A 12,882-nucleotide genomic window follows, 5' to 3' on the forward strand; every position below is an offset into this window, starting at 1 on the left:
TGGAGTTGTATGTTCGTCGGTCGAGCCCCTGCCGCACCATGGTGCCCATGGCTTTGACTGAAGAACAACTCGCTGACATCCGTACTCGCATCCCGGCCCGTCCGGACACGACCATTCCGATGCCCTACGAGGATTTGGTCAGAAAGATCCTGGCCGAAGGTACGTTGAAGTCCGATCGCACCGGAACCGGCACCATCTCCCTGTTCGGCCAGCAGATCCGCTTTGACCTGTCCGAATACTTCCCGCTGCTGACCACCAAAACCGTGTTCTTCAAAGGATTGGCCTACGAGCTGCTGTGGTTCCTCAAAGGCTCGTCCAACGTGCGCTGGCTGCAGGAACACAACGTGCATATCTGGGATGAATGGGCGGATGAAAACGGTGACCTTGGTCCGGTGTACGGCGTGCAGTGGCGCTCGTGGCCGGCGCCGACCCCCGAAGATCCCAATCGCACCATCGATCAGATCGCCAATGTGATGGATCTGATCAAACACCACCCTGATTCACGCCGCATGATCGTTTCCGCATGGAATCCGGCTGAAGTGGAGCAGATGGCCCTGCCTCCATGCCACGCCCTGTTCCAGTTCTATGTGGCGGACGGACGGTTAAGCTGCCAGCTGTATCAGCGCTCCTGCGACATGTTCCTCGGTGTGCCGTTCAACATCGCCTCCTATTCGCTGCTGACGTTGATGATGGCGCAGCAGGCCGGTCTTCAGCCCGGTGAGTTCATATGGACCGGCGGCGACTGCCATGTCTATGACAACCACATCGACCAGGTGCTGGAACAGCTTTCCCGCGACCCGTATCCGTACCCGACGATCGACATCCGTAAGGCCGATTCCCTGTTCGACTATCAATACGATGACTTCACCATCGTCGGATATCAGCATCACCCCACCATCAAGGCTCCTGTTGCCGTCTGACGCTGCACGTCAAACGGCAACCTTCGGTCCCACTTGTGGTGTGGGACCTCACCTCGCCTACGGACAGTCCACTGGACTGTCCGCTTTACGGCTCGGTCCTGCAATTATGGACTCGCCGGTGGCGAGCTTGTACTACCTTCGTTCGGCTATCGCCTCACTCAGGCCTCGCCTACGGACAGTCCACTGGACTGTCCGCTTTACGGCTCGGCCGTCTGACATACCCACTACACTAAGTGCAGTTCCGCAAATCCAGGAGGAGTAAGCGAAATGGAGCATGACAGTAGCCGTAGCGGCTATCACGAACCCGAGCCCGGGACTGCCGGGCTTGAAGCCACCGAAGAGGATTGGGGTGATGATTTCCCCAAGACGTTTTCGGTGAATCTCATTTGGGCCGAAGCCCGCGACAAGGAAGGTCGCGCCGGCGCCATCGGCCTTAAGGGCGGTATGCCTTGGCATCTGTCCGAAGACATGAAGCATTTCAAGGAACTCACGGTCTCGCATCCGGTTATCATGGGCCGCAAGACGTGGGAATCGCTGGACATGAAATACCGTCCGCTGCCGAATCGCGACAACATCGTGGTCTCGCATGATCCGATGTATCGGGCTCCGGGGGCCACGGTGGTCACCAGTCTTGAAGACGCGCTTGACTTGGCTCGTCAGGAGGCGATTCCGGACGACGGCCTTGATCGGTCGGAGATCTGGATTATCGGAGGAGCCCAGCTTTTCGCTGAAGCGTTGCCTTTTGCCGACAAAGCTTATGTGACGATGCTGGCCGCGAACGTTGAGGCCGACGCCTATGCCCCAGATATGCACACGTTGGTCGAATCCGGTTTGTGGCAGGAGAGCGAAGTCGGTGCTTGGCTTACGCCCGCTGACCCAAACAGCGGCATCGAGGCTTACCGGTTCGTACTGCTGACCAAAACCAAGTGATGCGGCACATCGAATAGCATCCGTTGTCCGTTCCATAACGTCCGATACAGCAACGTTCCTCCAACACCGATGAAAGGCGATATGAGCACCACCAAGCCCTACACCGTAATGACCGTCTGCACCGGCAACATCTGCCGTTCGCCCATGGGCGAGATCATCCTGCGCCACTTCTTCAACGAACGTGGTCTGGGAAACCGCGTGCAGGTGGAGTCCAGCGGCGTCTCTGACGAGGAATGGAGCCATCCGATCGACCCGCGCGCCGTGCGCGTGTTGCGTGAACGCGGCTATGGCGACGAGATACCGCGCGATCACTTCGCGCATCGCATCTCTCGTGACGAAATCGAACGCACGGACCTGTTCCTGCCGATGACGGCCTCCCATATGCACGCGTTGCTGCGCATGCTGCCTGCGGGCAAGCGTGCCGAAGTGCATATGTATCGTAGCTTTGATCCGAATCTGCCGAAGCCGAAGCCCGGTCGTGAAAGCCAGATCGATCTGGTTGACCCATGGTACGGCGGCCAGCATGAGTTTGAAGTGGCCATCGACCAGATCGAGGAAGTCGCGCCGTATATCGTCGACTGGGTCGAACAGCAGCTTCAGGACTGAGGTGCGAACAACCGTATCGACGACAAAGACCGGGTTTTCAACACCCGGTCTTTGTCGTATTTGCCTGTATTCGCGCGAAAAGGGGCGAAACTCCGGCTAAAACACCAGTTGCACCAGCAGCATATAGACGATGGTGCCGCCGGCGATCGACAGGAGCATATTCCGTTTCCAGTAGTGCAGTGCCACGAGTACCACACACGCAGCCAGCTCCGGTACGCCATGCGATCCAGTGGTGATCGGCGTATTGCGCAGTGCGTAGACCACCAGAAGACCGGTCATGGCATAGGGGAGCACGGCACCGAGATATTCCACGATGCGTGGAGGTTGCTTGGATTCCGGAAATACGATGAACGGGAGGAAACGAGTCAACATGGTGCCGATCACCACCGCCACGATGGTGATCACGCCTTGCCATATCGTCATGGTCATGCCTTCATCTCCTTCTCATGTTCGATCCCGCTGTTGCTGGAAGAGCTCACGGCATCGTCGTTGGCTGCACTTTCGGTATTGGGTTTCAATATGTCCAAATGAGGACGAAGCACGATGAACGCCACCAGCATTACGGCCATCGACGGAATCATGAAATCATCTGCGCCAAAGATCACCAGACATGCCAGCGAGGACAGCACGCCGATCATAGCCGCCAGATGTTCGCGATGCGCATTGCTGAGCCACTGATCGAGGAAAATGACCAGGAACAGCGCTGTCAGCACGAATTCCAAGCCTTCGGTGTTGAAGGGCAAATGCGATCCGATCAGACCGCCCACTGTAGCGCCGGCCACCCAGTAGCTTTGATTGCACGCGGTAACCCACCAATAGAACCATCCTCGATCGATGTCCTTGGGGATCTTGGCGGTGGAATTGATGGCGAAGGTTTCGTCGCACATGCCGAAAATCAGGTAGGGACGCTTCCAGCCAAGGCCTTTGAATGATTTCAGCATGGACAGGCCATAAAAAAGATGACGCGCATTGACCATCAAAGCGAGCAGGAACGCGGCGATGGGATTGAATGCGGACAGCAGAAGATTCACGGTGACGAATTCCATAGAGCCGGCGAAGATGAAGGCGCTCATGCACATGGGCCAGATGAATGAGAAACCTTTGGTTCCCATGAGAATGCCGTACGAGGCTCCGAGGAACAGGAATCCGAGACAGATGGGTATGGTGAGGGGGAAAGCCGCCTTGAGCGCGGCCCAGCAGGCGGAATGCGTCTGCTGCACGCTGCCGCGACCGCTGCGACCGTCGTCTGCGACACTTGACGGGTCGGGAATGGTATGGGTGTCGGCAGCGATCCGTCTGTCAGCGTTGTGGATTGTGGAATCGGGAATCGGGTTTCCTGTCAGGGCGTGTCCTGACTGGTCGATTGGGGACTGGCCTGTCACCATGCGTATCTCCCTTCCGTATGTCACCGTATGCCATCACCGTTCGCGGCTCGATATGTTTTCGGCGTATGTCCGAATCGGCCGGCACCGGTAAGGTACATATCGAGCGTGGTACAAACGGATATACGGTACCGCGCAGTCACAACATCGCAGGGCGTGGTTGCCGGGACGATAATCGATGAATCGATGTGGATTTATGGGATTTTATGAAATGATGGTGGTGATATGGCTGTGATCAAGAGAGGGCTAAGGTGGTGAAAAGGTTGGAAAATCAATGGACACGCCGTAATTTGCGTAATCGTGGGCGTTGAGTAATATATACATCTGTTGCCTCACGCAAGTGGGAAAACACGGCCCCGTAGCTCAGTTGGTTAGAGCGCCGCCCTGTCACGGCGGAGGTCACCGGTTCAAGTCCGGCCGGGGTCGCTGGAATGGTGATTCTCGAAAGAGATTACTGTTCAATGGCTCTGTAGCTCAGTTGGTAGAGCGAGCGACTGAAAATCGCTAGGTCAACGGATCGACGCCGTTCGGAGCCACCATGAGAAACCTCGTAGGCCAATGATTGCAAGGTCTGCGAGGTTTTTGCATACGTGCAAGCCGGTCTGCATTTGCCGCATACGCGCCATAGGTCGGTTACGGCCCCGACATAGTTCAATGAATGACTTAATTTAGGTTATTCTCCCAGCGTGTTTTCAGGTTAACGTTCACAACAGGGGTACACTGGTGAATCGTTGGGCCGTTCAACGGATGAACGGTTGGCATAAGGATACCGATACGGTACGAGCTCAAAAGGAGAGCATCTATGGTCTATCGCATGATTTTCAACCAGACCGCATACTTCGGCCGTGGCGCCATCAAGGAAATTCCGGCTGTTGCCAAGCAGCACGGCTTCACCAAGGCCTTCATCGTCACCGATCCGGTGCTGCTGGAAACCGGCACCGCCGAGAAGGTCACCAAGGTGCTGGACGAGGCCGGTCTGCCGTACGAGGTCTTCTCCAACGTCAAGCCGAACCCGCCGGTCGAGTGCATCAAGGACGGCGTTGAGAAGTTCGCTGCCTCCGGTGCCGACTTCCTGATCGGTCTGGGCGGCGGCTCTCCGCAGGATACCTGCAAGGGCATCGGCATCATCACCGCTAACCCGGAGTTCTCTGACGTGCTCTCTCTGGAGGGCGTCGCAGACACTAAGAACCCGTCCGTTCCGATCTTCGGCGTGCCGACCACGGCAGGTACCGCATCCGAGACCACCATCAACTATGTGATCACCGATACCGCCAACAAGCGCAAGTTCGTGGCCGTCGACCCGCATGACATCCCGATCGTCGCCTTCGTCGATCCTGATCTGACCGACTCCATGCCGCGCGGTCTGAAGGTGGCCACCGGTCTGGACGCCCTGACCCATGCCATCGAGGGCTACATCACCCCGGGTGCGTGGAGCCTGTCCGACTGCCTGTCCATGCAGACCATCCGTATGATTGCCAAGAACCTGGCCAAGTCCGCAGATGGTGACATTCCGGCCGGCGAGCAGATGGCATACGCCTCCTACATCACCGGCATGGCCTACTCCAACGTCGGCCTCGGCCTGGTGCACGGCATGGCTCACCCGCTGGGCGGCCGTCTGGGTGTGGCCCACGGCGTTGCCAACGGCATCCTGCTGGCCCCCGTTATGGAATACAACAAGGACTTCACCGGTGAGAAGTACCGTGACATCGCCGATGCCTTCGGTGTCGAGGACGCCTACACGGGTGACCTTGAGAAGGTTCGCGAGGAGGCCGTGCAGGCTGTCCACAAGCTGACCGTGGACCTGAAGAACCCGACCACCATCTCCGAGGTGGGTGCCACCGAAGCCGACCTCGCTCCGCTGGCCCACGACGCCTTCAACGACGTGTGCACCCCGGGCAACCCGCGTAAGGCCACCGAGGAGGACATTCTCGCCATCTACAAGAGCCTGATGTGATCCCATCCTTCTGAGCGAGTTGCTCTCACGGTGTGGTGAACACCGCGCCGTGTGGTAAATGGGGTACATAAGAATGGCTCTATTCCGTATTTTCTGCGGAATAGAGCCATTTTGTGTAACCACATGGAGATGATCTACCGCACGGTGGTAGGTGCCAATGCGGAAAAGAGAAGAGACGGAGACGGGAGCGGGGAGTGGGAAGAGAAAGACTTATTTCTCGTGCTTCTCGTCGTATTCCTCGTCCGTGGGCGTCTCATCATACAACTTCTTGCCCTGTGCCTCGGCCAACTCCATCTGTTCGTTGATCCAAGCGGCTTCAGCAGGGTTGATATCCGCCGAGTTCAGCACTTTCTGCCACACCGGATAGAACAGGTGCATGGCCGGATACATGGCGGTGAACAGAATCTCCGGCTTATGCTTGCGCTTGTGTTGCGGATGCGCGTTGAACGTGTTCTTGAAACGACGCATATAGTTCAGGAACGAGCTGAGTGAAGTATCCATGCGCCGAGCGCTCATCGCGGCGATCATGCGCGGCGAATACACGGTTTTCAGGCCTTTGCCCATCAGATGCAGCGAGATATCGATATCTTCGTGCATCATATCGGCTTTGTCTCGACACACCTCGTTCGCAATCTGATGCCATGCCGAGGCGCGTAGCGCCATATTCGAACCGAACAGCAGCGGCTGGCCGCCATCCGCCTTATAGATACGCTTGCGCAGGGAATTGTCGCCCTTCAAACCGAAGTGACGGGAGGGCATGTCATAGTACATCACCGGTCCGGTGGCGCCCATCGCGGCGGAATCTTCGGTGAAAATGCCGGAAACCACTTCCACCCAATCAGGGCGAATCATGCAGTCGGCGTCAAAACGGCCCAGAATATCGCCGGTTGCGGCGTTCAAACCGTAATTGCGAGTGGGAATCAGCCCCTGTTCCTCGTTCTGATGCAGCAGACGCACCGGAGCCTCGGGGTGTTCCACAATGAATTGCTCGACAATGGCGCAGGTGTTGTCGGTCGAACGATTGTCCACCACCAGAATCTCATGTGGCATGACGGTCTGACGAATGGTGTTCAGCAGACAGTCGCGAATACGTTCGGCCTCGTTCCATGCCGGGATGATAATCGAAACGGTGAGCATACCCATAAGAATAGGCATGCGGGTGTACGCGGCGGATATATGCCGCGAGCATAGCCGAATCCGCATGAGCTTCAGCGGCCTCGCTACAATGGTGAGCCATGAGCGAACGCGCGCGAACAACAATCGACTCCGGGGCAGCTGATTTCGACACTGCCGCTACTGAAGATTCCGGCACCTTGGGCACTGCGGCATCGGCAGATACCGAAAGAATGCATGGGGGAGTGCCCGGCGGAACCGCAGCCATTAATGCCACGGGCATGGCAGACGGTTCGGCCGGATATGGTGCCGGTTACGGGCAAGACGATACATCGGACGAGACACGCATCGATTTCGGCACCCTGTTTCCCGCCAAAGGCGACCCGCGCAGACCTCCCGAATGGTTCAGCCGCGCCCTGCTGTATGTGGCCATAGCCATTGTGGTGTTCACCTTCTGCTGGCGCTCATGGGGCGACATCTCCTATCTGGTGCTGGACATCATCATCTCGCTGTTCTTGGCGCTCGCCGTTGAACCGTTGGTGGTCAAGCTGGTTGAACATGGTTGGAAGCGCGGCGTTGCCTCAATGGTCTCCTTGGTGGGATTGGCGGTGATCGTCGGTGCGCTGTTCACGTTGTTCGGCAACATGTTCATCCAGCAGATGATCGCCATGGTGCGCGGATTGCCGGCTATGTATGACGACATCCGTGATCTCGTCAACCAGTACGCCACGTTCCAGCTGCCCGAGATCAATAGCTTGGGCACCGAGATTTTCAATAACATCCAAACCTCTTGGGTCACCGATTTCGCCGGAACTGCGATGAGCACGGTGGGAGGCCTGTTCTCGTTCCTTCTGAACGTGATGACCGTGGCGATGACCACGTACTACATTTCCGCAGCCGGTCCGAAGCTGCGCCGCTCGTTCTGCCAGTGGCTGGCGCCCAATACGCAGCGCCGATTCCTGCTGGTGTGGACCGTGGCTCAAGGCCAGATCTCCTCGTTCCTGTTCTCTCGTTCCATCCTGGCGTTGATCAACGCGGCGTGTACGGCGATCTTCCTGGAAGTGCTGCAGGTGCCCTACTGGCTGCCGCTGGCGTTGTTCTGTGGCGTCGTCTCCCAATTCATTCCTACGGTGGGCACCTACATCGGCGGCGCGTTGCCGGTGCTGTTCGCTTGGGGCGGCCGTGGCTGGATGTATGCGGTGGCCGTGCTGGTGTTCATCATCGTCTACCAGCAGGTCGAGAACCTGATTCTTTCACCAAAGATCTCCCAGCGAACCATGGATATCAACGCCGCGGTGGCATTCCTCGCGGTGCTGGCGTTCGGCTCGCTGTTCGGTGCCTTGGGCGCATTCCTCGCCTTGCCGGTGGTGGCGTCTATTCAGGCTATTTTCCGTGTATACACCAAACGGTATGAGTTGGTCGATTCGCCGCTGATGAACGATCCGACGGGTAAGAAATCCAAGATTGTGGAAGCTTCCGAAGCGTTCGGCGAGCATGTGCTGCAGCCTATCGGCGAGCATATGCCGCGTGCGGCCAAGGGGACGACCAGCCGCGTGCCGATGAATGAGGAGCTGCGCTTGTTGCAGGAGCAGTTGTATGCCATCCCCGAAACCCACAGGGAGATTGATTCCGACGATTCCGCGACTGTGGCGATTCCTCAGCATGTGCTGTCCGCCAATGCTTCCGGTGCCGGAAACGCCGGAAATACGGGAATCAATGCGCTGAAGGGAGTGCAGGACACGCAGGATGCTGATGATGACGACGCATCGGCAGCCAGCGCTCGCACTGCTTCTGCCTCGGTATCCGACAATCCGAGAGCGGGGTGGCGCTGATGACGTTGCTCTCGGTTCTCGACATCCTGCTGGTCATCGTCGGCGGTGCCGGCGTCGTCTATCAGGGCGTGTGCATCGTGATGTCCCTGTTCGCCAAGCCGGTGCGTTTCCCCGAGGCGCCGATGACGAACCGTTATGCCGTGTTGATTTCCGCTCGTAACGAGGAGAACGTCATCGGCAATCTTATCGATTCGATTCACGCCCAGACTTATCCTGCCGATTTGATTGATATCTGGCTGGTGGCCGATAACTGCACCGACAATACCGCTGATGTGGTGCGTGCGCGGGGATGCCATGTGCTTGAACGGCATAATCTCGAACAGATCGGCAAGGGGTATGCGCTCACCTATCTGTTGGGGCATATGCTCGACACCGGTGTGGCCGACCAGTATGACGCCTACTTCGTATTCGATGCAGACAACAAGCTGGACAAGCATTACTTCGAGGAGATGAACAAGGCGTTCTGCTCCGGGTTCAGAATTCTGACCAGCTACCGTAATTCGGTGAATCTGGCGGACAATTGGGTTTCTTCCGGTTCGGCGTTGTGGTTCATTCGTGAGTCGAGATTCCTGTCCAATTCGCGTATGATTCTCGGCTCATCCTGCCATGTGGGAGGCACCGGATTCATGTTCTCCCGCGAGGTCATGAAGCGTAACAAGGGGTGGAAATTCCATTTGCTTACCGAGGACCTCGAATTCACGATGGATTCGATTCTTCATGGTGATCGTGTGGGATATTGCGGTACCGCCATCCTGTATGACGAGCAGCCGGTGACGTTCGCGCAGAGCTGGCGTCAGAGGCTGCGTTGGAGCAAGGGATTCCTGCAGGTGTTCCGTTATTACGGTCCCGCGTTGCTCAAGCGCGCGGTTCGTGAACGTGATTTCTCCTGCATCGACTTCACGTTGATGCTGTGTCCGTTCACGGTGTTGGGTATTGTCCGCATGGCGCTGGGCATGTTGTTTGCCGCGTTCGGATTCGTGAGCTGGTCAAGCCAGGTGCAGTCGTTGGCGGGATGGTCAAGCGGCATTGTCACTTCAGTGCTGGGTCTGATGGCTTTGGCTGCGCTGACCATCATTGTGGAACGCGATCAGATCGGTGCCACCAATAAGGAACTGTTCGCCTACGTGTTGAGCTTCCCGATCTATATGCTCAGCTACGTGCCGATCTCCTTCCAAGCCATCTTCGCCAAAGCCCAATGGAAACCCATTACGCATAAGGGCTGAACCGTTAAGCGGACAGTCCAGTGGACTGTCCGTAGGTTCAGCCTGAGTGAGCCGTTAGCCGAGCGAGGGTGGGTTTAGGTCTCGCCGTTAGGCGAGTCCGTTCTTGCTGGGCCGGAGGCGAACCGTTAAGCGGGCAGCCATCTGCGTTCCCCGTGCACATCTGTCTACAAATGCCCGCATCCAGCCCGTTCTGGGCTACAGTGGAGTCATGAGTCTAGACAACAGTCAGGGGAATGTTGTATTTCCGTCAGCAGCGATGCCGCAAGCCCAAAACGTGCCTTTGCCCGATCGATTCGACCAATCTCAGTTGAATCAACCGCAACCGGAGCAGCCTCCTCAGCTGCCGCCGCAACAGAGCGCCGCGCAGCCGTGGCCGCTGAATCCCGCAGCCGCGGTGTCGATTCGAGGCCTGTTCAAACGCTTCGGCCAGAAGATCGCGGTCAACGGCTTGGCCCTCGACATCCCGGTCGGCTCGTTCTATGGCCTGGTAGGTCCCAATGGTGCCGGTAAAACCACTACGCTCAACATGGTCACCGGTCTTTTGGTGCCGGATGCCGGCAATGCGATGATTCTGGGCCACGATGTATGGCAGGATGTCAACACCGTCAAACGCATGATTGGCGTGATGCCTCAGCCTGAGCAGATTTTCGACCGTCTCACCGGTATGCAGCTGCTGGTGTATTCCGGCATGCTGCGCGGCATGAAGCGAGACGAGTCTCTCGCACGCGCCAAAGACTTGCTGTCTGCCTTCGATCTGGCGCAGGCGGCGGACGTGATGGTGTCCGATTATTCCGCCGGAATGACCAAAAAGATCTGTCTGGCGTCCGCCATGATTCACAGCCCGCGCATTCTGGTCCTGGATGAACCGTTTGAGTCGGTGGACCCGGTCTCCAGCGCGAATCTGAAGGACATTCTTATCGAATACGCGCATACCGGTGGTACGGTGATCATTTCCTCGCACGTGATGTCGCTCGTGGAGAAGATGTGCACTCATGTGGCCGTGATCAATAACGGCATGGTAAGCGCGGCCGGCACGGTCGAACAGGTTGCCGCCGGCGAAGACCTTGAAGAACGTTTCCTGCAGCTGGTCGGTGGACGTCATGCCGCGGTCCGTATCTCTTGGCTGGACGGCGGCACTGCGCATACGCCGGATCCGAGTACGCCGTATGCTGCAAACGAGCCGTACGCCGCAAACGAGCCGAATGCTGCGAACGAATCGAGCCGGCAATGACCGCAGTACTTACGCTCGTCCGTCTGCGTTGGGCCCTGACCTGGGCCACCCTGAAGAAATCCGTATGGCAAACGGTCGGATATGTCATAGCGCTTGTCATCGCGCTCGGCACCATCATCGGTGCAGCCGCGGCCGCTTGGGGCGTAGGACTGCTGCCGCCATTCGTCCAACCCAAACCGGATATCGCACCATTCGATATCCTGGGCCCCTCAGGCATACTGAACGTTGCCGTGGTACTGGTCGGCACCGTGCTGACACTGATGGTCGGCCTCGTCCAGTTGATGCTGCTGGGCGAAGGCTCCACGATGAGTCCGCGCAAGTTCGCCCTGTACGGTATTCCTGACCGTAAGCTGCAATTCGGACTGCTGATCTCGGGCCTGACCGGACTGCCGGCCATCACCGGGCTGCTATCGCTGATGGCCTGGGCGTTCGCCTACCGAACCATCGGAGCCTGCGCCGTGGTCGTCGCCCTTGTGGCGGCACCGTTGGCGGTAATCACGATGATGAGTCTGGCGAAGCTGCTTATCGCGCTGTCTACCACGCTGATCACATCCTCACGTGGCAAAGGTGTGTTCTACATTGTGGTGATCGTATTATTCATCGCCGCTTGCCAGGTGCCGAACATATTGATCAATGGCAGCGGTGCCAGCGCGTTCGACCCCGCCGCCGCGGTTCTCAGCGCCAAAGTCGCCGCATGGACTCCACTGGGTGCCGCGTTCCAACTGCCTTTTGATGTAGCCTTCGGCCATGTCGGTCTGCTGTTGGCTCGCATCGGGGTTCTGGTGCTCACATGGGTAGCGTGTTTCGTGGGCTGTACTTGGTGTCTGCGCCATGAACGTCTGACCACGGGTGCCTCGCGCACAGTGAAAACAAAAGGCATCGGCGCATTCGGCTGGATGCCGGATTCCGTGTCTGGTGCCGTCTCCGCCCGTCTCCTGACCTATCTCAAGCGGGATCCGCGCCAAGCCATGATATTCGTGATGCCGGTGTTCTTCGTTATCATCTTCTCGCTGCAATCGCATGGCGAAAGCATGGTGATCTGGCAGGGGCTCATTTGGTCCGGCTGGATGTTGGCTGTAGCGGAAAGCAACGGTTTGGCCTACGACGGCCAAGGCGTCACCATGCAGGTGATCGCCGGAGTGCGGGGATGGGATGATCGCAAAGGTCGCGTACGGGTCTATGCGGCGATCGCCATCATCTATTTGACTGTGCTCGCCGTCGGGATCGCGTTCGCCACCGGCGATTGGACCGACTCCAACAGATTGTTGCTCGGGCTTATGATCTGGGCCATCGGCTTGGCTGAGGCATTCTGCGGACTGGGCCTTTCGGAAATCACATCCTGCGTGTTCCTGTATCCGGTCCCTGCGATGGACAAGCCGTTCTCCTCGCCGCAAGGGCGTGCCATGGCACAGGGGTTCTTCCCGTTCATCTATCTGCTCGGTTCGCTGCTGTTGCTCCTGCCCACTGGTATTGTCGCGGCTCTGCTTGCACTGACCGGTGCAATCACTGCACTGTATTGGGTGCTGATTCCGGTCGCGCTCGCCAACGGCGTAGGCATGTTGGTGCTTGGGACATGGCTCGGCGGTAAGCTGTTGGATGCGCGAGCGCTTTCGATCGTTGACACGCTCGACTCGTTCGCCTCGTTGCAGCACTGACCTGTACTCCGTGCGCAGGAAACATCGCCGGAGTAC

At 57.9% G+C, this 12,882-nt stretch carries 11 protein-coding genes and 2 tRNA genes; 10 read left to right on the forward strand and 3 right to left on the reverse strand.

The features are described 5' to 3' along the window. Positions 1-119: 119 nt before the first annotated feature. From G1C97_RS01190 to G1C97_RS01200, 3 genes are all read left to right on the forward strand, one after another. Complete coding sequence (locus G1C97_RS01190; protein ID WP_205832484.1) at positions 120-920, forward strand: thymidylate synthase; 801 nt, start codon at positions 120-122, stop codon at positions 918-920. 267 nt (positions 921-1,187) lie between these two features. Next, positions 1,188-1,850 (forward strand): dihydrofolate reductase, encoded by a 663-nt coding sequence (locus G1C97_RS01195; protein WP_169240141.1) that lies wholly within the window; start codon positions 1,188-1,190, stop codon positions 1,848-1,850. A gap of 81 nt (positions 1,851-1,931) precedes the next feature. Further along, positions 1,932-2,456: a low molecular weight protein-tyrosine-phosphatase gene (locus G1C97_RS01200; protein ID WP_169240142.1), complete on the forward strand. Its 525-nt coding sequence runs from the start codon at positions 1,932-1,934 to the stop codon at positions 2,454-2,456. A gap of 96 nt (positions 2,457-2,552) precedes the next feature. Here G1C97_RS01200 and G1C97_RS01205 read toward each other — a convergent pair whose 3' ends face one another. After that, the gene (locus tag G1C97_RS01205; protein ID WP_169240143.1) at positions 2,553-2,885 is read right to left on the reverse strand and encodes a branched-chain amino acid transporter permease; all 333 of its coding nucleotides are present in this window, start codon (positions 2,883-2,885) and stop codon (positions 2,553-2,555) included. After that, positions 2,882-3,841, reverse strand: coding sequence for an AzlC family ABC transporter permease (locus G1C97_RS01210; protein WP_240950939.1), 960 nt, complete (start codon positions 3,839-3,841; stop codon positions 2,882-2,884). The genes G1C97_RS01205 and G1C97_RS01210 overlap by 4 nt, the downstream gene beginning before the upstream one ends. Positions 3,842-4,190: 349 nt before the next feature. On the opposite strand from G1C97_RS01210, the gene G1C97_RS01215 reads away from it, so the two are divergent. The 3 genes from G1C97_RS01215 (at position 4,191) to fucO (ending at position 5,792) form a co-directional block, all read left to right on the forward strand. Beyond that, positions 4,191-4,264, forward strand: a tRNA-Asp gene (locus G1C97_RS01215). Between the two features lie 37 nt (positions 4,265-4,301). Next, positions 4,302-4,377, forward strand: a tRNA-Phe gene (locus G1C97_RS01220). 263 nt (positions 4,378-4,640) lie between these two features. Continuing rightward, the gene (fucO, locus tag G1C97_RS01225) at positions 4,641-5,792 is read left to right on the forward strand and encodes a lactaldehyde reductase (RefSeq protein WP_033892020.1); all 1,152 of its coding nucleotides are present in this window, start codon (positions 4,641-4,643) and stop codon (positions 5,790-5,792) included. Between the two features lie 210 nt (positions 5,793-6,002). On the opposite strand, the gene G1C97_RS01230 is transcribed toward fucO, so the two are convergent. Next, positions 6,003-6,929 (reverse strand): glycosyltransferase family 2 protein, encoded by a 927-nt coding sequence (locus tag G1C97_RS01230; RefSeq protein WP_169240304.1) that lies wholly within the window; start codon positions 6,927-6,929, stop codon positions 6,003-6,005. A gap of 257 nt (positions 6,930-7,186) precedes the next feature. Between G1C97_RS01230 and G1C97_RS01235 the strand changes: the two genes are divergently transcribed. From G1C97_RS01235 to G1C97_RS01250, 4 genes are all read left to right on the forward strand, one after another. After that, positions 7,187-8,737 carry an AI-2E family transporter gene (locus tag G1C97_RS01235; protein WP_240950966.1) on the forward strand — a complete coding sequence of 517 codons (1,551 nt, stop codon included), beginning with the start codon at positions 7,187-7,189 and terminating at the stop codon, positions 8,735-8,737. Continuing rightward, on the forward strand, positions 8,737-9,960 hold the full coding sequence (locus G1C97_RS01240) for a glycosyltransferase family 2 protein (RefSeq protein WP_169240144.1): 1,224 nt from the start codon (positions 8,737-8,739) through the stop codon (positions 9,958-9,960). Before G1C97_RS01235 ends, G1C97_RS01240 begins: the two co-directional genes overlap by 1 nt. Positions 9,961-10,168: 208 nt before the next feature. Further along, positions 10,169-11,191, forward strand: coding sequence for an ABC transporter ATP-binding protein (locus tag G1C97_RS01245; protein WP_240950940.1), 1,023 nt, complete (start codon positions 10,169-10,171; stop codon positions 11,189-11,191). Next, positions 11,188-12,846, forward strand: coding sequence for an ABC transporter permease (locus G1C97_RS01250; RefSeq protein WP_169240145.1), 1,659 nt, complete (start codon positions 11,188-11,190; stop codon positions 12,844-12,846). Before G1C97_RS01245 ends, G1C97_RS01250 begins: the two co-directional genes overlap by 4 nt. Positions 12,847-12,882: the final 36 nt, after the last annotated feature.

Origin of the sequence: Bifidobacterium olomucense, from assembly GCF_012932375.1 — a bacterium.
Classification (GTDB): domain Bacteria; phylum Actinomycetota; class Actinomycetes; order Actinomycetales; family Bifidobacteriaceae; genus Bifidobacterium; species Bifidobacterium olomucense.

Bases quoted from the DNA above. Each gene is read 5' to 3' on its own strand.
- G1C97_RS01190 (WP_205832484.1), top strand. From the start codon at position 120: ATGCCCTACGAGGATTTGGTCAGAAAGATCCTGGCCGAAGGTACGTTG.
- G1C97_RS01195 (WP_169240141.1), top strand. From the start codon at position 1,188: ATGGAGCATGACAGTAGCCGTAGCGGCTATCACGAACCCGAGCCCGGG.
- G1C97_RS01200 (WP_169240142.1), top strand. From the start codon at position 1,932: ATGAGCACCACCAAGCCCTACACCGTAATGACCGTCTGCACCGGCAAC.
- G1C97_RS01205 (WP_169240143.1), bottom strand. From the start codon at position 2,885: ATGACCATGACGATATGGCAAGGCGTGATCACCATCGTGGCGGTGGTG.
- G1C97_RS01210 (WP_240950939.1), bottom strand. From the start codon at position 3,841: ATGGTGACAGGCCAGTCCCCAATCGACCAGTCAGGACACGCCCTGACA.
- fucO (WP_033892020.1), top strand. From the start codon at position 4,641: ATGGTCTATCGCATGATTTTCAACCAGACCGCATACTTCGGCCGTGGC.
- G1C97_RS01230 (WP_169240304.1), bottom strand. From the start codon at position 6,929: ATGCTCACCGTTTCGATTATCATCCCGGCATGGAACGAGGCCGAACGT.
- G1C97_RS01235 (WP_240950966.1), top strand. From the start codon at position 7,187: ATGGCAGACGGTTCGGCCGGATATGGTGCCGGTTACGGGCAAGACGAT.
- G1C97_RS01240 (WP_169240144.1), top strand. From the start codon at position 8,737: ATGACGTTGCTCTCGGTTCTCGACATCCTGCTGGTCATCGTCGGCGGT.
- G1C97_RS01245 (WP_240950940.1), top strand. From the start codon at position 10,169: ATGAGTCTAGACAACAGTCAGGGGAATGTTGTATTTCCGTCAGCAGCG.
- G1C97_RS01250 (WP_169240145.1), top strand. From the start codon at position 11,188: ATGACCGCAGTACTTACGCTCGTCCGTCTGCGTTGGGCCCTGACCTGG.